Source organism: Amycolatopsis sp. NPDC004378 (genome assembly GCF_053602455.1).
The window spans coordinates 1,125,115-1,143,152 of record NZ_JBSGDR010000001.1 but is presented as its reverse complement, the minus strand read 5'-3'; the positions used below and the strand labels follow the sequence as shown (position 1 = coordinate 1,143,152).

Annotated in this window: 19 protein-coding genes; 6 read left to right on the top strand and 13 right to left on the bottom strand. The window is 70.4% G+C overall.

The window, feature by feature from the left end:
* Positions 1–53 precede the first annotated feature (53 nt).
* Complete coding sequence (locus tag ACWEN0_RS05620) at positions 54–800, top strand: alpha/beta fold hydrolase (protein WP_451969224.1); 747 nt, start codon at positions 54–56, stop codon at positions 798–800.
* On the opposite strand, the gene ACWEN0_RS05615 is transcribed toward ACWEN0_RS05620, so the two are convergent.
* The 5 genes from ACWEN0_RS05615 to ACWEN0_RS05595 form a co-directional block, all read right to left on the bottom strand.
* Positions 790–1,746 (bottom strand): peptidoglycan recognition protein family protein, encoded by a 957-nt coding sequence (locus tag ACWEN0_RS05615; protein WP_451969222.1) that lies wholly within the window; start codon positions 1,744–1,746, stop codon positions 790–792. The two genes, ACWEN0_RS05620 and ACWEN0_RS05615, sit on opposite strands and share 11 nt — an antisense overlap.
* Positions 1,747–1,808: 62 nt before the next feature.
* A complete protein-coding gene (locus ACWEN0_RS05610; protein WP_451969221.1) occupies positions 1,809–2,684 on the bottom strand; it encodes an A/G-specific adenine glycosylase in 876 nt (291 codons plus the stop codon).
* A gap of 23 nt (positions 2,685–2,707) precedes the next feature.
* Complete coding sequence (locus ACWEN0_RS05605) at positions 2,708–3,598, bottom strand: oxidoreductase (protein WP_451969220.1); 891 nt, start codon at positions 3,596–3,598, stop codon at positions 2,708–2,710.
* Complete coding sequence (locus ACWEN0_RS05600) at positions 3,595–4,086, bottom strand: beta-class carbonic anhydrase (RefSeq protein ID WP_451969219.1); 492 nt, start codon at positions 4,084–4,086, stop codon at positions 3,595–3,597. The genes ACWEN0_RS05605 and ACWEN0_RS05600 overlap by 4 nt, the downstream gene beginning before the upstream one ends.
* Before the next feature lie 100 nt (positions 4,087–4,186).
* Entirely contained in the window at positions 4,187–5,287 is a 1,101-nt protein-coding gene (locus tag ACWEN0_RS05595; protein WP_451969218.1) for a LacI family DNA-binding transcriptional regulator, read from the bottom strand.
* Positions 5,288–5,464: 177 nt separating this feature from the next.
* Between ACWEN0_RS05595 and ACWEN0_RS05590 the strand changes: the two genes are divergently transcribed.
* From ACWEN0_RS05590 to ACWEN0_RS05580, 3 genes are read left to right on the top strand one after another with little or no spacing between them, the layout of a single operon-like run.
* Positions 5,465–6,367 carry a metal ABC transporter solute-binding protein, Zn/Mn family gene (locus tag ACWEN0_RS05590; protein ID WP_451969217.1) on the top strand — a complete coding sequence of 301 codons (903 nt, stop codon included), beginning with the start codon at positions 5,465–5,467 and terminating at the stop codon, positions 6,365–6,367.
* A 2-nt stretch (positions 6,368–6,369) separates the two neighbouring features.
* A complete protein-coding gene (locus ACWEN0_RS05585) occupies positions 6,370–7,221 on the top strand; it encodes a metal ABC transporter ATP-binding protein (protein WP_451969216.1) in 852 nt (283 codons plus the stop codon).
* 3 nt (positions 7,222–7,224) lie between these two features.
* Positions 7,225–8,100 (top strand): metal ABC transporter permease, encoded by an 876-nt coding sequence (locus ACWEN0_RS05580; RefSeq protein ID WP_451969215.1) that lies wholly within the window; start codon positions 7,225–7,227, stop codon positions 8,098–8,100.
* Here the strand turns inward: ACWEN0_RS05580 and ACWEN0_RS05575 are convergent.
* From ACWEN0_RS05575 to ACWEN0_RS05565, 3 genes are all read right to left on the bottom strand, one after another.
* A complete protein-coding gene (locus ACWEN0_RS05575) occupies positions 8,097–9,305 on the bottom strand; it encodes a DUF445 domain-containing protein (RefSeq protein WP_451969213.1) in 1,209 nt (402 codons plus the stop codon). The two genes, ACWEN0_RS05580 and ACWEN0_RS05575, sit on opposite strands and share 4 nt — an antisense overlap.
* A 34-nt stretch (positions 9,306–9,339) precedes the next feature.
* Positions 9,340–10,515 (bottom strand): DUF445 domain-containing protein, encoded by a 1,176-nt coding sequence (locus ACWEN0_RS05570; RefSeq protein WP_451969865.1) that lies wholly within the window; start codon positions 10,513–10,515, stop codon positions 9,340–9,342.
* 69 nt (positions 10,516–10,584) lie between these two features.
* Positions 10,585–11,814 carry a DUF445 family protein gene (locus ACWEN0_RS05565; RefSeq protein WP_451969211.1) on the bottom strand — a complete coding sequence of 410 codons (1,230 nt, stop codon included), beginning with the start codon at positions 11,812–11,814 and terminating at the stop codon, positions 10,585–10,587.
* A gap of 129 nt (positions 11,815–11,943) precedes the next feature.
* Between ACWEN0_RS05565 and ACWEN0_RS05560 the strand changes: the two genes are divergently transcribed.
* The gene (locus tag ACWEN0_RS05560; RefSeq protein WP_451969210.1) at positions 11,944–12,915 is read left to right on the top strand and encodes a hypothetical protein; all 972 of its coding nucleotides are present in this window, start codon (positions 11,944–11,946) and stop codon (positions 12,913–12,915) included.
* A gap of 591 nt (positions 12,916–13,506) precedes the next feature.
* Positions 13,507–14,157, top strand: a complete 651-nt coding sequence (locus tag ACWEN0_RS05555) for a class II aldolase/adducin family protein (protein ID WP_451969209.1) — start codon at positions 13,507–13,509, stop codon at positions 14,155–14,157.
* A 36-nt stretch (positions 14,158–14,193) separates the two neighbouring features.
* On the opposite strand, the gene ACWEN0_RS05550 is transcribed toward ACWEN0_RS05555, so the two are convergent.
* From ACWEN0_RS05550 to ACWEN0_RS05530, 5 genes are all read right to left on the bottom strand, one after another.
* On the bottom strand, positions 14,194–14,865 hold the full coding sequence (locus ACWEN0_RS05550; protein ID WP_451969208.1) for an HD family phosphohydrolase: 672 nt from the start codon (positions 14,863–14,865) through the stop codon (positions 14,194–14,196).
* A gap of 73 nt (positions 14,866–14,938) precedes the next feature.
* Entirely contained in the window at positions 14,939–15,577 is a 639-nt protein-coding gene (locus tag ACWEN0_RS05545; protein ID WP_451969206.1) for a hypothetical protein, read from the bottom strand.
* 2 nt (positions 15,578–15,579) lie between these two features.
* Positions 15,580–16,593, bottom strand: a complete 1,014-nt coding sequence (locus ACWEN0_RS05540; RefSeq protein WP_451969205.1) for a hypothetical protein — start codon at positions 16,591–16,593, stop codon at positions 15,580–15,582.
* Between the two features lie 183 nt (positions 16,594–16,776).
* Positions 16,777–17,358, bottom strand: coding sequence for a transglutaminase-like domain-containing protein (locus ACWEN0_RS05535; protein ID WP_451969204.1), 582 nt, complete (start codon positions 17,356–17,358; stop codon positions 16,777–16,779).
* 74 nt (positions 17,359–17,432) lie between these two features.
* Positions 17,433–18,038, bottom strand: coding sequence for a histidine phosphatase family protein (locus ACWEN0_RS05530; RefSeq protein WP_451969203.1), 606 nt, complete (start codon positions 18,036–18,038; stop codon positions 17,433–17,435).

Below are 18,038 nucleotides of genomic sequence, written 5' to 3'. Positions count from 1 at the left end.
GCGCGATCACTTCGTCACGTTCCGGAGCAGGGCTTTTGTGGTTAGGTGGCCCCGTGCTCTGTTTCGGCGGCAGCGGCGTGCCGATCGTTCTGCTCCACGGTCTGATGGGCCGGGCGCGGACGTGGTGGCGGGTCGCGGAGTGGCTCCGGCCCTACGGCGCGGTGTACGGCCTGGACGCGCGCGGCCACGGCAGCGCGCCGCGCACCGGGCCGTGGACGACCGAGCGGTTCACCGAGGACGTCGCCGCGGCGCTGCGGACCCTCGACGGCGGCCCGGCCGTGCTGATCGGGCATTCGATGGGCGGGCTGCACGCGTGGGCGACCGCCGCACGCCACCCCGAGCTGGTGCGCGCGGTCGTGTCCGAGGACTTCGCGCCGGACCAGCGCGGCCGGACCGTCGAGACGTGGCGCGGCTACTTCGAGAGCTGGCCGGTGCCGTTCGAGTCCCTGGACCACGTGCGCGAGTTCTTCGGCGACGCGGGCGAGTACTTCGCGGACTGCGTCGAGGAACGTTCCGACGGGTTTCACCTGGTCGCCGACCTCGAAGACCTGTACGTCATCGCGGCGGAGTGGGGCCGGCGGGACTACTGGGACGTCGTCGGCGCGATCCGCTGCCCGCTGCTGCTCGTCGAGGGCGAGCACACCGCGATGCCGCCCGGCCAGCAGGCCGAAGTCGCGGCGCGGGTCGACGGCGCGAAGCACCTCGTGGTGCCGGGCTCGGCGCACCTGCCGCACGACGAGGCCCCGGAGATCTACCGGGGCGCCGTCGAAGCGTTCCTGAGCCAGGTCCTCACGCGCTAGCGAGGTCCGCCCGCCACGCCGCCGTGGAGCGGTCCGACGGCACGATCAGCGGCCAGACGTCCGCGCCGAGGAAGCCGGTCTCGTCGGTCACCTTGGCCGCGGTGCACGTGTCGCGGGGCAGCCCGGCCTGGACCGCCAGCGCGGCCACGGCGTCCTTTGTGGACTGCCCGAAGACGCCGTCGGCCGGCACGCCGAACCCCGACGCCCGCAGGAACCGTTGGGCCTGCTGCACCTGACGGCCCGTGTCGCCCTGCTTCAGCAGCGGCCACTCGGCTTCGGCGCGCGCGACCGGGACACCGAGGACGCGGCCCACCGCCGTCCGCAGCTCCGGCAGCCGGTCATAGAGCACCTGGCCGGGGCACTCGGTCGAGTTGAAGTCGCGGTGGCCCTTGATGAACTCGGGCGAAATGCCGTATTGGTGCGCGATGTAGGCGACCAGGTTGACCAGCGAGTTCCACAGCGCCGGCGGCACGTCGACGGTGCTGTACATGCCTTCGTTCTCGATGCCGATGACCTCGCTGTTGTGGTTGCCCACGTTCGCGCCCTGCACGTGCTGCGTGCCGCCGCGCAGGATCTCGAGGCTGCGGTGCCTGCCCTCGGTGACGAACCCGCCGCGGCTGTTCGTGAACTGCTGGCCGCTGTCGATCCAGCCGTTCTTGTCCATGTGCAGGTTCTGGATGAACTTCGCGACGTAGAAGGCGCGAGACAGCGAGAAGTCGTCGTTCATCGGCGGATCGACCGCGTGGTGCACGACGATGTAGGTGGGTTTGTGGTTCTCCACGACGATGGTGCCGGCCGGGGGCCGGGCGCCCCACTCCGAGCAGCCGTGGATCGTCGGTGTCGGCACGGCCGCGACGGCCGTCCCCGTGATCGTCATCCCCAGTGCGCCGGCCGCGGTCGCGGTCGCCCCCGCCTTGAGCAGGGTCCGGCGGTCAACTTCGACCATTCGGAAAAGGTAGCTCCGGGCCGCGCCGATGACAACTATTGACCAACTTTTGGTGTAGCGCGTTAGTGTTCACCCGGCAGGGCGAAGAGGCCGCCGCTGGTCTGCTCCAGGAGCCCGTCGACGAGCAGGGAGTCCAGGCAGCGGTCGCGCTGGCCACCGTCGTGCCAGACGAGGTCCAGCCTGGCCTTCTCGACCGGGCCTTCGCTGCCGCGCAGGACGTCGAGCAGCAGCCCGCGGACCTGCCGGTCGGTGCCGGCGAACTTCTGCACGGGCTTGACCGGGCCGGCGTACTCCGGACGGCCGGCGAGTTGCCACGCGCATTCGGTGTGAACGGGGCAATCGGCGCACTTCGGCGCCCGCGCGGTGCAGATCAGCGCACCCAGTTCCATGATCGCCGCGGAAAACCGCGCGGCGGGCGCGTCTCCGGCCGGCAGCAGCGCTTCGACGTCGGCCATGTCCCGCGTGTTCGACGCGGGCCCGGCGTCCCCGGCCCCGTGCACGGCCCGCGCGACGACCCGCCGCACGTTGGTGTCGACGACCGGTGCCCGCCGCCCGTAGGCGAACGCGGCGACGGCCCGCGCGGTGTAGGCCCCGATCCCGGGCAGCGCGAGCAGGGTGTCCACATCGGACGGAACGACGTCGCCGTGGTCGCGTGCGATCACCCCGGCGGCCTCGTGCAGGCGCAGCGCGCGCCGCGGGTAGCCGAGCTTGCCCCAGGCCCGCACGACCTCACCCGGCGACGACGCGGCGAGCGCGGAGGGCACCGGCCAGCGCGCCATCCACTCGTGCCAGATCGGCTCGACCCGGGCGACCGGCGTCTGCTGGAGCATGATTTCGCTGACCAGCACGCCCCAGGCCGAGCACTCCGGCTCGCGCCAGGGCAGGTCCCGGCCGTGCGCGGAAAACCAGTCGAGCAGTACGTCAGCGTCCACAGCCACGCGCCCATTGAACCCGACGGCGGTCAGGCCGGGGACTCGGCCTCGCTCCGGTGCGCCGCGCCGAGGCGGGCGAGCTCGCCGGCCGTGAGCCGCAGCTCGCCCGCGGCGACGTTCTCCGCCAGGTGGCGGGAGTCGCCGGTGCCGGGGATGACGAGGACGTGCGGGCCGCGGTGCAGCGTCCAGGCCAGCCGGACCTGCGCGGCACTGGCCCCGTGTGCCCGCGCGATCGCGAGTACCTCGGCGTGTTCGCCGTTGCCGGCGCCCGCTTCGCGGCCCGCGCCCGCGATGGCGAAGAACGGCACGAACGCGATGCCCTGCTCGCCGCAGAGGTCGACGAACTCGTCCTGCCGCGAGCGGTAGCCGAGCCCGTAGGAGTTCTGGACGCACACCACCGGGGCGATGGTCTGGGCTTCGGCCAGGTGCTCCGGCCGGACGTTGGACAGGCCGAGGTGGCGGACCAGGCCGGCGTCGCGCAACTCGGCCAGCGCCCCGAAGTGCTCGGCGATCGAGCCGCGGCCGCCGGCGCGCAGGTTGACCAGGTCGAGGTGGTCGCGCCCGAGCTGACGCAGGTTCTCCTCGACGTCGCCGCGCAGCTGCCCGGGCTCGGCCATCGGCAGCCACCCGCCACCGGGCTCGCGCCGCGGCCCCACCTTGGTGGCGATGACCAGGTCGTCGGGGTAGGGCGCCAGCGCGCGGTTGATCAGCTCGTTGGCCGAGCGCGTCCGCGAGAAGTAGAAAGCGGCGGTGTCGATGTGGTCGACGCCCAGTTCGACCGCGCGCCGCAGCACGGCGATCGCCTGGTCGCGGTCGCGCGGGACGGCGTCCGGTGCGAACGCCTGGCCCGTCTGGGGCAGGCGCATCGCGCCGAACCCGATCCGGTTGACCGTCCGGTCGCCGAGGCGCCCGTGCGTCACTCGACCTCGGTCAGCCGCCCGGTCTTGACGTCGTAGACGAAGCCGCGGACGTTGTCCGTGTGCGGCAGGTACGCGCTGCGCCGCACCCGCTCCACCGACGTCCGGACGCTGTTCTCGACGTTGCGGAACGCCTCGACCGCCCAGGTCGGGCGCAGGCCGGTGTCGTTCTCCAGCTCGTCCTTGAAGTCGTCCTCGGTGACCATCGAGAGGCCGCACTCGGTGTGCTGGACGATCAGCACCTCGCGGGTGCCGAGCTTGCGCTGGGACAGGGCGAGCGAGCGGATCATGTCGTCGGTCACCACGCCGCCCGCGTTGCGCAGGACGTGCGACTCGCCCTGCAGCAGGCCGAACAGCTCGAACACCCGGATTCGGGCGTCCATGCAGGTCAGGACGGCGACCTGCAGCGACGGCTTCGGGGACGACCGGTCGCCCGGCGTCACCTCGCCGAGCTCTTGGTTGCGCTTGAGCAGTACGTCGATCGAGGTCATCGGTCACCTTCCGGCCAGTGGCCCCGCGGCGCGGGCGTGCCACTCCATTTGACCCGGTGAGTACCCCGTCGGGCAATGCGTTACGAGCTATGTCACGGGGTCAGCCCCCGAACCAGGGCTCCTCGACCGTCCTGGGGGGTGCCGACGTGCGCCCGACGCGCAGTTCGGTCGGGAGCGTGATCACCTTCGGTGCGCTTCGCTCGGCCGAACCGAGCAGCAGCCGCCCGGCCGTCTTGCCCTTCTCGAGCACGGGCTGGTGGACCGTGGTGAGGCCGATCCGCTCGGCCTCGGCGATGCCGTCGAAGCCGGTGACGGTCAGGTCCTGCGGCACGCGCAGCCCCCGTCGTTCGGCCTCGGCCATGGCGCCGAGCGCGAGGATGTCCGAGGTGCAGATCACGGCCGTGATCTGCGGGTACGCGTCCAGCAGCTGCCGCGCCGCGGACGCGCCGTCGTCCACCGTGTGGTCGAAGCGCTCGACCACCGGGACGCTCGCCCAGTCGACGCCCGCCGCGGAGAACGCCACGGCCAGCGCCTCCAGCCGGGTGCGCTGGACGTGGAAGTGCGCGCCGCTCTGCCGGGCGGCCGAGACGAAGTCGTCGTTGCGCTCGCGGGCGAGCCGCATGCAGATCACGCCGACCTGCCGGTGCCCCAGGGTGACGAGGTGCTCGGCGATCTTGCCGACCGCCGCCGCGTCGTCCGGGCCGACGCGGTCGATGCCCTCCAGGCTCGGCTGGTCGATGATCACCGTCGGCACCGGCCGCTCGAGCACGGCGGCCAGGTGCGGGTCGTCGTCCGGGACGGAGTAGACGACGAAGCCGTCGACGCCCGCGCGGTGCACGGCGGCGACGTCCTCGCGGCCGGGGCTGGCCGGCACCAGGTGCAGGCCGACGCCGGCGTCTTCGCAGGCCAGGGCCAGTCCTTCGAGGACACCGACGGCCGCGGGGTCGCGGAAGGCGTAGGAGAGGTTCTCGGTGAGCAGCAGCCCGACCGCGCCCGCCTTGCGGGTGCGCAGGGAGCGGGCGACCGGGTCGGGACCGGGGTAGCCGAGGCGCCGCGCGGTCTCGAGGACCCGGCGGCGCAGTTCCGGGGACAGCTGGTCCGGCCGGTTGTAGGCGTTGGACACCGTGGTCCTGGACACACCGAGCTCCGCCGCGAGCGACGCCAGCGTCGCCTGCCTCCGGGTGCGAATAGGACGTCCCATCAGCAAACCGTAACGGTTCAGATCGTTTTCCTGAAGAGACACCCCGGGTGGTCGATGTCTCGATCCGCATGCATGAAGACGCATACACCAAACCGGGATCGGATGGCCAGGAAGTCATCCGGATGGGGTAAGGTGAATCTGACAACGGTTTCCATTAGCGTCTGCAGGAGTCTTCAGATGAGTTCCCGCACCAGGAGCGTGCTCGCCGCCGCTTCGGCCCTGTCCGTGCTCGCCCTGGCCGCGTGCTCCGGTGGAACCTCCGACGGCGGCGGGCAGTCCGGCGGCTCGGACAAGATCGGGGTCGTGGCTTCGACGGACGTCTGGGGCAGCGTCGTGAGCGCCGTCGGCGGCGACAAGGTCGAGGTCAAGTCGATCATCCACGACCCCTCGGCCGACCCGCACTCCTACGAGACCACGGCGGACGACGCGCTCGCGGCGAAGGACGCGAAGCTGCTCCTCTCCAACGGCGGCGGTTACGACGAGTTCTTCGACAAGCTCACCGCGCAGGCCGGCGACGCCAAGAAGCTCGTCGCCTACGACATCGCCGCGACCGGCGACGAGAACGAGCACGTCTGGTACGACCTGCCGGGCGTCGGGAAGGTCGCCGACCAGGTCGCGGCGCAGCTCGGCGAGCTCCAGCCGGCCGCGAAGCAGCAGTTCACCGACAACGCGACCGCGTTCAAGGCGAAGGTCGACGCGCTGGAGAAGCGCCTCGGCGAGCTGGGCGCGTCGCACCCGGGCGCGAAGGTCGTCGTCATCGAGCCGGTCGCGCACTACCTGCTCCAGAGCGCGAAGCTGACCGACGCGACGCCCAAGGCGTTCTCGGACGCCGTCGAGAACGACACCGACGTCCCGGCGGGTGCCGTGAACGAGTACAAGCAGCTCATCGCCACCAAGCAGGTCAAGGCGCTGATCAACAACGCGCAGACGGTCACCCCGCTGACCCAGGACGTCGTCGGGCAGGCGAAGGCCGCCGGGATCGGCGTCGTGGACGTGACCGAAACGCTGCCCCGGGGTGTGACGGACTACATTGGCTGGATGACCGGGGAAGTGGACGCGCTGGCAGGAGCGTTGAAGTAACCATGCCGCCGACCTCTGTCCCCGACGACGTACGCCCCGCGGTCCGGGTCCGCGGGGCGGGCCTCGCCTTCGGTCCCCGCACGCTCTGGTCGGGGCTCGACCTCGTCGTCGAGCCGGGGGAGTTCCTCGCCGTGCTCGGCCCGAACGGCTCCGGCAAGAGCAGCCTGCTCAAGGCGCTGCTCGGCATGCAGGGCCTGTCGGCGGGCGCGGTCGAGATCGCCGGCGGCCGTCCGGGCGGCGCGAACCGCAAGGTCGGCTACATCCCGCAGCAGCGCGCGATCGACGAGTCGCTGACGCTGCGCGGCGTCGACCTGGTCGGTTTGGGCCTCGACGGTCACCGCTGGGGTCCGGGTCTGTTCGGCATGGCCGCCCGGCGGCGCCGGGTCGCCGCGGCGATCGACGCGGTCGGCGCGACCCGCTACGCGAAGCAGCCGGTCGGCCGGCTGTCCGGCGGCGAGCAGCAGCGGCTGCGGGTGGCCCAGGCCCTGGTCGGCGACCCCGAGGTGCTGCTCTGCGACGAGCCCCTACTGTCCCTGGACCTGGCGCACCAGCGCGCGATCAGCGAGCTGATCGACGCCCGGCGGCGCGCGGCGGGCACGGCGGTGCTGTTCGTGACGCACGAGATCAACCCGGTGCTGCCGTTCGTCGACCGGGTGCTGTACCTGGTCAACGGCCAGTTCCGGATCGGCAAGCCGGACGAGGTCATGACCACCGAGACCCTGTCCGAGCTGTACGGAACCCGCGTCGAGGTGCTGAAGGTGGGCGGGCAGATCCACATCGCGGGCGCGCAGAGCGCGTTGTGCGAGGAGGAGCCGCACCACCACGAGCACGACGTCGAAGAGCAAGTGGGCTGAGTCTTGGATCTGTTCGACTTCGGCAAGACCTGGGAGCTGATCACCGAGCTCGACGGCGTCCGGACGGCGTTGCTGGCGGCGGCGATCCTCGGCCTGGTGGCCGGGGTGCTGGGCCCGCTCATCGTGATGCGGCGGATGTCGTTCGCGGTGCACGGCACGTCCGAGCTGGCGTTCACCGGCGGCGCGGCGGCCCTGTTGCTGGGCATCGGCGTCGAGTACGGCGCCCTGATCGGCGCGGTGGTGGCGGCGCTGCTCCTGGGCATCCTGGGCGCGCGCGACGCGGACCGCGACTCGGTGATCGGCGTGATCCTGTCGTTCGGCCTCGGCATGGGCGTGCTGTTCCTGTCGTTCTACAAAGGACGGTCCGGGAACAAGTTCGGGATCTTGACCGGCCAGATCATCACGATCGATTCGACGAACCTGACGTTGTTCGTGGTGTCGTCGGTGGTGGTGCTGGCGGTGCTGGCCTTGGTGTACCGGCCGCTGTTGTTCGCCTCCGTGGACCGGAACGTCGCGGTCGCGCGCGGGGTGCCGGTGAAGACGCTGACCGTGGTGTTCGCGCTGCTGGTGGGTGTCTCGACGGCGTTGAGCGTGAAGGTGGTCGGCTCGCTGCTGGTGGTGGCGCTGATGGTGACGCCCGCGGCCGCTGCCGCGCGCGTGACGGCGTCGCCGTGGAAGGCCACGGTGCTGTCGATCGTGTTCGCCGAGGTGTCGGCGATCGGCGGGATCGTGCTGTCGCTGGCGCCCGGGCTGCCGGTGAGCGCCTTCGTGACGGCGATTTCGTTCCTGATCTACGTGGTGTGCCGGGTGATCGCCTGGCAGCGCGATCGCCGGACCCGGGTCCGCGCGGTGGAACCGGCTCTCGTCGCGGCGGCCTAACCCAGCATCAGCAGGACCTGCAGCTCACCCACGACGAACCCGATCACCCCGCCGACCGCGATCAGCTTCCACTCGTCCTGGCGGAACGCCGGGCGCAGCAAGCCCTCGAACTCCAGTGGCGTCAACGCCAGCATCCGCTGCTCGATCATCTTCGCGACGTCCATCGCCTCGGTCAGGTACCCCTCGGCGTACCGGGCCGTGTCCGGCAGCTGTTCGAGCGCCTTGCGGGCCGCCGCGTGCTTCATCTCCTTCAGCCGCGTGCCGCCGACGGTCCGGGACAGCGGCATCTGCGTGTCGACCGCTTCCGAGACGAGGTGCTCGACCAGCGCCGCCAGGCGGTCGGCGCGCGGGCCGCGCAGGACCGCGTCCAGCAGGTTCTGGACCGTCAGGACTTCGTTCGCGATCAACTCGCCGTACTGGCGGGCCACCTCCGCGCGCCGGCGCTGGAACTTGCCCTGGAAGATCACGCGGCCCAGCCGGACCGGCTCGCGCGGGACGAAGATCAGCTTGATCGCCAGCCAGTCGGTGAACAGGCCGATCGTGCCGCCGAAGACCGGCAGCACCAGGGGCTCGCGCGTGAACGCCCAGACGATCGTCTGGACCAGGCCGAGGCCGAAGCCGAAGTAGATGCCCATCCGCGCGATGAACGCCATCTCGGGCCGGGACGTCTCGCGGATCAGGCGCACCAGCAGCGCCTTGTCGCGCGTCAGCCGCTGGACCGTCATGTGCTGGACGTCGAGGACCTCGTCGAGGTTGTCGCGGACGTCGTCGAGGAACTCCCGGACCAGCCGCGGCGCCGACGCCTGGACCTGCTTGATCAGCATCTCCTGTGCCAGCGTCGGCATGACCTCCCAGAGCCGCGGGTGGTGTTCGGCGAGGACGTCACGCGCGATGTGGTCGACCGCGCGCAGCAGCGGCTGTTCCAGCTCGCTCGTGATGATCACGGGGTCGATGCGGCCGAAGACCTCGCGCAGGTCGAGGAGGTTCGCGGTCAGCAGATCGGTCGCCACCGCCGCCATCCGCCCGCCGTGCTTCGGGACGACGCCCTGCCAGCCGAGCAGCGGCGGGATCCCGACGAACTCCAGGGGCCGGAACATCATCTCGATGGCGACGCGCTTGGTGACGTACCCGATCAGCGCCGCGATGAACGGCATCGCCGCGTACAGCGGCCAGTGGAGGGCGAGGTCGTGCAGGACAGCGTCCACCCGACCTCCTCTCCCGAAAGCGAAACCGTACCGGCTAGCCGAGCAGGGCGAGCACCTGCAGCTCGCCGACCAGGCCGCCGATCACCGCGCCGACGGCGATCAGCTTCCACTCGTCCTGCCGGAACGCCGGCCGCAGCAGCTGCTCGAACTCCAGCGCGCTCAGCTTCTTCATCCGGTCGACGATCGTGTTCCGCACGTCGAGCGCGTTGATCGCGTAGTTCTCGGCGTACCGGATCGTCTCCGGGACGCGCTCCGCCGCCTTCGCCGCCGCCGTCTGCTTCATCTCCTGGAACTTCCTCGTCCCGACGGCGATGGCGACGAACGGTTTCACGACGCTCGCCTGCGCGTCGATCGTCTTCTGCACCTCGCGGGTGATCATCGTGAACAGGCGGTCGGACTTCGGCCCGCTCAGCACGGCTTCCAGCAGGTTCGGGATGGTGATGATCTCGCGGGCGATCATGTCGCCGTAGTCGGCGGCCACCTCGTCGCGGCGCTTCTGGAAGACGCCCTGCCAGGTGTAGAGGCCCAAGAACCGTTTGGGTTCGCGTGGCAGGAAGATCATCTTCAGGGCCAGCCAGTCGGTGAACCAGCCGATGAGGAGGCCGAACAGCGGGAGCACGATCGGCGACTTCGTCAGCGTCCACACGACGAGCTGCACGCAGCCGAGGACGAACCCGAACCCGATGCCCGAGCGCGCGATGAACCGCATCTCGGGCCGCGAGATGTCGCGGATGAGCCGGTTGAGCAGGGCCTTGTCGCGCACGAGGTTCGTCACGACCATGTGCTGCAGGTCGAGGACGTCCTCGATGTTGTCGGCGATCTCCCGCATGATCTTGGTGATCGCCTTCGGCGCCTCGGCCTGGACGCGCTTGAGCAGCAGCAGCTGCGCGGTGTTCGGCAGCACTTCCCAGAGCCGCGGCTGGTAGGTCTCCATGACCTCGCGGGTGACGTCCTCGACGACCCGCAGCAGCGGCTGTTCGATCTCCTTCGCGACCTGCGCCGGGTCGAGGCGGGCGAAGATCTCCTTGGGGTCGACCAGGGTGGTCGTCAGCATTTCGGTCGCCGTCGCCGCCATGCGCTCGGCGTTCGCCGGCAGCACCCCCTGCCAGCCGAGGAACGGCTTGATCCCGGTGAATTCGAGCGGCCGGAACATCATTTCGATGGCGACGCGCTTGGTGACGTAGCCGATCAGGGCCGCGATGAACGGCATGGTGACGTACACCTGCCAGTGCGTGCCGAACTCGATCGCGTCCACGCCGGGCACGCTATCGGCCCGGTGTCAGTGGAGCAGGAGCAGCACCTGCAGTTCACCCACCAGCCCGCCGATGATCGCGCCGACGGCGATGAGCTTCCATTCGTCCTGCTTGAAGGCCGGGCGCAGGATGCCTTCGAACTCGAGCGGGGTCAGCTGCTGCATCTTTTCGACGATGGTGTTGCGGACGTCGAGCGCGCCGGTCGCGTAGCTCTCGACGTGTTTCACCGTTTCGGGGAGGTGTTCGATCGTTTTGGCGGCGGCCGCGCGTTTCATCTCCTGGTACTGGCGGCCGCCGATGGTCAGCGCGACGAGCGGCTTGGCGATGCTCGCCTGCGCGTCGATCGTGCGCTGCACCTCGCGGGTGACCAGCGCGAACAGCCGGTCCGCGCGCGGCCCGGTGAGCACGGCCTCCAGCACGTTCCGCACGGTGAGCACCTCGTCGGCGATCAGCGCGCCGTAGTCGGCGGCGACCTCCTGGCGCCGTTTCTGGAACATGCCCTGCCAGCGGAAGAAGAGGAACCCGCGGGGCTCGCGCGGGTAGAAGATCATCTTGAGCGCGAGCCAGTCCGTGACGAAGCCCGTGACGAAACCGAAGACCGGCATGATCAGCGGCTGTTTCGTCAGCGCCCACGCGACGAACTGGACGAGCCCGATCACGAACCCGAACCAGATCCCCGACCGCGCGATGAACTTGAACTCGGGCGCGGCGACCTCGCGGATCAGCCGGCAGGTCAGCGACTTGTCGCGGACCATGGCGCCGATCAGCATGGCGTTGACGTCGAGGACGTCGTCGATGTTGGTCGAGACCTCCCGCAGCAGGCGCTTCACGACTTCCGGCGCCTGCGCGCGGACCTGGTCGACGAGCAGCTGCTGCGCCCGCGCCGGCAGCAGCTCCCAGAGCCGCGGCTGGTAGGTCTCCATGACTTCGCGGGTGACGTCTTCGACGGCCTTGAGCAGGGGTGCTTCGAGCTCTTTGACCATTTCTTCCGGGTCGAGGCGGCTGAAGATCTCCTGCGGGTCGACGAGGTTGCGGGTGAGCAGGTCGACGGCGGTGGTGGCCATCCGCCGCGCGTTCGCCGGGATCACGCCCTGCCAGCCGAGGAACGGCCGGATGCCGCGGAACTCGAGGGGCCGGAACATCATCTCGATGGCGACGCGCTTGGTCAGGTAGCCGATCAGGGCGGCGATGAGCGGCATCGTGGCGTAGACGTGCCAGTGCTCGCCGATGTCCGCGAGGATCGCCTGTATGTCCACAGTGGCCTCCTCGCCGTCAACCGCTGGTCAACAAGCTCAGGATGCCATGCGTCACCGGGGGTTCCAATATTCGTGATGCATCCGTTTGGCGGTACGTCCTGACGGGCCCCGGCTCATTAAGGTGGCGCGATGGTCGCGCCTGAGAAGCCCCAGCCCGCCCCGAAGACCGCCCAGTTCGCCGTGGGTGTCCGCGGCTACAACCAGCGTCAGGTCGACGAACGCGTCGCCGAGCTGAACAAGGACCTGCGCGAGACGTCCCGCAGCCGCGACGAAGCCGTCGCGACGTCGGCGGACCTCACCAAGGCCCTCGCGTACGCGCAGAAGGAGCTCGCCGAGACCAAGGCCGCGCTGGCCAGGATGAGTTCGAGCCCGTCCGGCGCCGGCGCGATGGCCGAGCGCGTCCGGATGATGATGCAGCTCGCCGAGGAGGAGATCGCCGACCTGCGCGCGGCGGCGGAGGCGGACGCGGCATCGACCCGCGACCAGGCCGACAAGTACGCGCACGAGACGCGCCGCACGGCCGACAAGCTGGCGAAGGACGCGGAAGAGGAGCGCGCCCGCCTGCTGTCGGACGCGAAGGCCGAAATCGAAAAGCTCAACGCGGCGGCGGGCGCCAAGCGGGTCGAGCTGGCCGCGGCGGCGGAGCGGTCCCGCAAGGAAGCGGACGCGGCAGCCGAAGCAGCGGCGGCCGAGGCACGCGCCGAGGCGGACCGGGTGGCTTCGGAGGAGCTGGCCCGCAAGAAGAAGGCCTTCGACGACGAGTACGCGGCCAAGAAGAAGGCGTTCGACGAGGAGATCGCGACCAAGAAGCACGAGACGGACGCGGCCTTGGCCGACGCTCGGTCCAAGCAGGCGACGGCTGACCAGAACCGGAAGCTGGCTCTGGACCTGCGGTCGAAGGTCGCGGAGCGGATCGCGGCCACGGATGTGGCTGTTCAGGAGGCCATGCGGTTGCTGGCTCCGGAGCCTGTGGCTGGTGAGAACGGGGATCGCAAGCCTGCTCCGGCTCCTGCTCCTGTGCCTGCGCCGAAGGGTGCGGCTTCGAAGGCTGCTCCGGCTTCCGCTGCCGCTCCTGCTGCGCCTGCTCCGACGAAGGCTTAGGGCGAACGGTCCGCTCGCACCCCTGGCCGGGGGGCGAGCGGCCCTTTCGCGCCTGGCCCGGCGTTGCGACTGGCCCTTTCGCGTCTCGGCGGGCGTTGCGAGTGGCCCTTTCGCGTCTCGGCGGGCGTTGCGAGTGGCCCTTTCGCGCGCGGGCGGGCGTTGCGAGTGGCCCTTTCGCGACTCGGCGGGCGTTGCGAGTGGCCCTTTCGTGCCTGGCCCGGCGTCGCGACTGGCCCTTTCGCGACTCGGCGACCGTTGCGACTGGCCCTTTCGCGCGCGGGCGGCGTAGCGAGCGGCCCCTTCGCACCGGCCCAGCGTCGCGACTGGCCCTTTCGCGCCCCGCCGGGGTCGCGAACGGTCCATTCGCGCTCGCGCGGCGGCGTAGCGAGCGGCCCTTTCGCGCCCGCTCAGCCGTCGCGACCGGCCCGTTCGCGCCCGGCCCGGCGTCACCAACGGCCCCTTCGCGCCCGCGCGGCGTCGCGAACGGGCCGTTCGTGCCCTCTGGAAATCCCCCGGCCGGGTAGGTGGCCGAGGCTCGTGGGTGGCTGGCAATGTTCATGCTGATCACCCCCGAGACGAACGGACCTGCCCATGATCCTCGAGACCGAGCGCGCCGCCGTGTGTGCTTATGCGCGGCGGATGGTCGGTGATGGCCTGGTCGTCGGCACGTCCGGAAACGTGTCCGTGCGGGCCGGTGATCTCGTTGCCGTCACCCCGACCGGGGTCGGCTACTCCAGCCTGAACCCGGCCGACGTGCCCGTCGTCGACCTCGGTGGGCAGGTTGTCGACGGTTCGCTCAAGCCGACCAGTGAGCTGCCGATGCACCTGTCCGTCTACTGGGACGTGCGCGATCCCGACAGCGAGCCGGTCACCGCTGTCGTGCACACGCACTCGCCGCACGCCACCGCCGCCTCCACGCTCGTGCGCGAGCTGCCGCCGGTCCACTACATCATCGCGACCATCGGGCCGTCCGTGCGCGTCGCTCGCTACGCCACTTACGGCACGCCCGAGCTCGCCGCCGCCGTGCTCGAGGCACTGGACGGACGCCGCGGCTGCCTCATGGCCAACCACGGCACCCTGACCTACGGCGACGGCCTCGAGGCCGCCTACCACCGCGCGCAGCAGCTCGAATGGGCCTGCCGCGTGTGGCTGCTCGCGCAGAGCGCCGGCCGGCCGAGCCTGCTGCCGCCGCCCGAGGTGGCCAAGGTCGTCGACCGGCTGCGCAGCTACGGCCAGCGTTAGCGGATGACGGCCGCGGCCCACCAGGTGCTTGCGTAACTAGGACGCCAGCGCGTCCACCGCGTGGACGGCGTCCAGCAGTTCCGCGACCGTCGGGTCGTCGACCGCCTCCTTGATGCACTGCCACAGCTGGAGGTTCGCCATCGCCCAGCGCGAGTACGTCGCCGCCGCTTCGGGGTTGTAGAAGTAGTACCCCTCGTCGTGGACGTCGCACTGTTCGCCGACGATCTTGTCCGCCAGCTCGCGCAGGCTCAGCCCGTTTTCGCGCAGGTACCGGTGCGCGAGCACCACCGGCGTCACCGGCAGCGCCTTGAACAGCGTGTCGGCGTCGCTCAGCGCCTGCGCCTCCAGTGAGATGTCACGGCCGCGCGTGGCCATCTCGGCTTCGTCGACGATCTCGTCGATCCAGCGCGCGACGGACGGCGGCACGCCGCACTCCGCGAGGATCTCCAGCCGCAGGCTCCGGCCCGCCGCGGCGGGCGAGTTCCGGAGCACCAGGTAGTTGACGTCGTGCACCAGCGCGGCCACTTCGACCACGGCGCGGTCGGCCCCGTTGTGCTGGGCGAAGCCGACCGCTTTCGCGCGGACGAAACTCACGTGGTGCCAGCCGTGGAACTGCAGGCGTTCGGCATAGCGGTGGCACAGCCGGTGGACCCGGTTTTCCACAGCGCCGACGGTGACGTGGTCGATCGTGCTTTCCTGCGTGCGCATACACCTCTCCGATCCCGGCCGTGGTGTTCAGACGGGTGGAGTAATGGTAAGCGCCGCTGACGCCGGTGTGTAGCTAGATGCGGTCCGCCAATTCCCCCAATCGGCTCTCGACCGGAACGTGCCGATGGCCGATTCCGCCGGCGGGATCGAAGGAAAGGCTGTATCCGCTCACCGGCCGTGATTTCACCAGGAAAGTCATCGTCCCGGCCGCAGCTTCGGGGATCCGGTGGAATTCGTCGGCCAGCATGGTGAGGCACGCGCCGGCCTGGCACAACGTGCTGCGCCGCCGCCGCGCCGAGGTGATCAGCCCGGTGCCGCCGTCGATCGTCGTCTCGTACCTTTCGTGGAGGTAGTCGCCACGGAGAATGGTGGTGCAGAAGTGGTACCTGTGGTTGTGGACGGAATCCGCGTAGCCCTCCCGCCAGTCCTCCTGCGCCTTGTATTCGTGCAGCCAGAAGGAGAACGGGTCAGCCGGTGAATCCAGCAGGCACCAGGCGAAATGCGTGGTCGTTTCCCGGGACGAGCGCAGCACCTTGGCGGCCTGCGCGTCCGTCAGCGCGCGCAGTTGCGCGCGCAGTTCGTCGCGCAGCCCGGACTGGCCGGCCCACGGCCGGAACCAGCCGTCGACCGCGCGCCAGTCGGCGGCGATCGGGGGCCCGGCCGCACGCAGGCGCGCGGCCAGTTCGGAAAGAGGGGACAGGCGGGTGAGCAAGGTCAGCTCCCTAGCTCGGCTACTTCGGAGAACTCCGCGCGGAAGGCGTGGAACTTGCCCTCCAGCTCGCGGACCTGCTCCTCGGACAAGGGGGATCCGGTGATCTTTTCGAACAGCGCCAGGAAATCCGTCCGCGTCGTCGCGGACGTGATGCGGAAGTGGCGGCCGGTCCGGGACTGCGAAACGCGCACGAACTCGGCGCGTTCCATGTTGTAGAGGAAGGAACCCTCGGTGAACCGAAGGGACCGCGGGTACAGCTTCGTGGCGCCGCGGACGTCGCTGTAGAGCGAAACCCACACGCTGTCGTCGAACATTTCGAGCCGGTCCAGCGGCGGGTCGGGGATCACGGTGATGTCGACCTGCGCGCAGCGGCTGCGCGCCAGGAAGAGGCCGACGAGCCCGATCCGGATCTCCTCGTGGAGCCGGGTCTGGATCTGTTCGTAGTCGACGTCGCCCGCCTCGCGGCGCAACAGGTAGCGGGCGCGCCCGCTGATCGAGTTGGCGTCGCGCGGGTCGGCGATGACGGCCCGGAGCTCCCGTTCCGTGCGGGAAAGCAGCAGGCGGGCGGCGGCGTGCCGCCCGGAGAAGCCGCGGAAGAAGTACTGCCGGGTCGCGTTGAGGTCGGCCATCAGCGCGCGGTTGAACGCGGGGTCCGGATCGGTGGTCGCCTCGAACACGTCGGTGGGGAAGAACTCCTTGTTCAGCGCCCGGTATTCGGCGCTGAGGTCCTCCAGCGCGCGCCTGCTCTCCTCGATCACCGGGGTCACCAGCGCCTTCTGCGACGCGCTGGCGGTGATCAGCGTCGTGCCGAACCCGACGATCGCGGAGATCAGGGTGCCGGTGCCCAGCGACGTCACCAGGTTCTTCCCGGTGCCGGGGTCCATCAGGCCGGCGAGCCACAGGCTCAGCCCGGCGACCACGACGAGCACCGTGAGGAGCAGGCTCGTCCTCGTCCAGAAGATCTCCTGCAGTGGGGTACGGCGGAGGCGTCCGCCATCCGCGGCCACGTGCTTCACCTCCCTCGAGCCACCCGAACGGACGAATGCACAAAGTGTCTGTTCGAGCGCGGGGAGTCACTTTACGCGCCTGGGGGAGCCCGCGAAATAAGAGATTCGGGGGACAATCCTGACGGACAGACGTCACTCTCGGCAATAACTAACCGGCTCGCCGAGTTTTCCGAAAACCGCGGAAAACCGGCGTCAAAGCGTGCCGGGGAGATCTTTTTCGTACCAGCCGGGGCCCGGTCGCGCGGTCATCAGGAAATCGACGACGACCGCCGCGGGCGCCGGGTGGATCTCCGGGTGGTCGCGTTCGCCGCGCTCGCGATCCACCGGCCAGGCGAGTTCTTCCTCGTCGAGCGAAAACTCCCCGCGGGCGCCGGTGCGGTTCCCGCGCGCGTCGAGCCGGGCCCACTTACCGTGCAGATACACGGCATTGAGCCCGTGCAGCGCGGAGAGCTCCTGGTAGCAGAACCCGGCGGGAATCCCTTGTGCGCGCAGCAAAGCGGCGAGCAGGTGCGCTTTCGCGTGGCACAGCCCGACGCGCTCGCGCAGGACGTCCGACGCCCGCCAGGTGACGCGCGGATCGCGTGCGTCGATCACGTGGTCGATCTCGTCCCGCACGAAGAGGAACGCGGCCTCGGCGCGCGCGACGACGTCGCCGGAACCCGGCCGGAGGTCCTCGGCTTTCGCGCGGATCGACGGGTGTCCGTGATCGACGACGGCGTCGGCGACGAGGTAGTCGCTGAGCCGATCGGAGGTGGGCGACGGAACGGGACTCATCCGCCCATCCTGTCAGGATCGGCCATTCGGGCGAGCCACAGTTTCCGGGTGCGGCAACGCTCCGCGTTCGCCGGTCACGGAAGGTAAAACTCGGGCGGAAAGCCGGTCCAGCGCAGTTCCGCGGGCAGGTGACCGACGTCGTTGTAGGCCAGCAGCGCGGCCGGGCGTCCGGGCGAGTAGCGGATCACGGTGAGCGCGGCGTTGGCGTGGTCGAGCGCGAGCCACCGCCACGGCGGCGCGTCCTGCGATGCGCGCACGATCCAGCCGGCGAGGAAGTTGTGCGTGATGAGCACGTCGTACCGCGGCTCGTTCCCCGGCACGGGCCCGGTGAACCGCCGCTCGGCCTCGGCGGCGAGCTCCTCGTCCGCGGGCGGCAGTTGCCGGGCGAAGGCGTGCAGGAGGTCGCCGGAGGTCTCGGGGAGCTCCTCGCGCATCGGCGTGTAGGGGACGAAGTCGCCGGCCGCTTCGTCGACGTACACCGGGACGCCGGGCAGCTGCATCGCGACGAAGGCGGCGGTCTGGGTGGCGCGGGGCAGAGGACCGTGGTGCACGGCGGTGACCGGGATGTCGCGCAGGCGCCGGCCGAGCAGCACGGCCTGGCGCTGCCCGGCCTCGGTGAGATCACCGGATGGGCCCGCTTCGCCGTGCCGGGTGAGGAAGAGGTAGCGCGTCGCGAGCAC

Excerpts from the sequence above, each read along its gene's own strand:
- ACWEN0_RS05615 (WP_451969222.1), bottom strand. The coding sequence starts at position 1,746 with ATGGTCGAAGTTGACCGCCGGACCCTGCTCAAGGCGGGGGCGACCGCG.
- ACWEN0_RS05600 (WP_451969219.1), bottom strand. The coding sequence starts at position 4,086 with ATGACCTCGATCGACGTACTGCTCAAGCGCAACCAAGAGCTCGGCGAG.
- ACWEN0_RS05595 (WP_451969218.1), bottom strand. The coding sequence starts at position 5,287 with ATGGGACGTCCTATTCGCACCCGGAGGCAGGCGACGCTGGCGTCGCTC.
- ACWEN0_RS05590 (WP_451969217.1), top strand. The coding sequence starts at position 5,465 with ATGAGTTCCCGCACCAGGAGCGTGCTCGCCGCCGCTTCGGCCCTGTCC.
- ACWEN0_RS05585 (WP_451969216.1), top strand. The coding sequence starts at position 6,370 with ATGCCGCCGACCTCTGTCCCCGACGACGTACGCCCCGCGGTCCGGGTC.
- ACWEN0_RS05570 (WP_451969865.1), bottom strand. The coding sequence starts at position 10,515 with ATGCCGTTCATCGCGGCCCTGATCGGCTACGTCACCAAGCGCGTCGCC.
- ACWEN0_RS05560 (WP_451969210.1), top strand. The coding sequence starts at position 11,944 with ATGGTCGCGCCTGAGAAGCCCCAGCCCGCCCCGAAGACCGCCCAGTTC.
- ACWEN0_RS05555 (WP_451969209.1), top strand. The coding sequence starts at position 13,507 with ATGATCCTCGAGACCGAGCGCGCCGCCGTGTGTGCTTATGCGCGGCGG.
- ACWEN0_RS05550 (WP_451969208.1), bottom strand. The coding sequence starts at position 14,865 with ATGCGCACGCAGGAAAGCACGATCGACCACGTCACCGTCGGCGCTGTG.
- ACWEN0_RS05535 (WP_451969204.1), bottom strand. The coding sequence starts at position 17,358 with ATGAGTCCCGTTCCGTCGCCCACCTCCGATCGGCTCAGCGACTACCTC.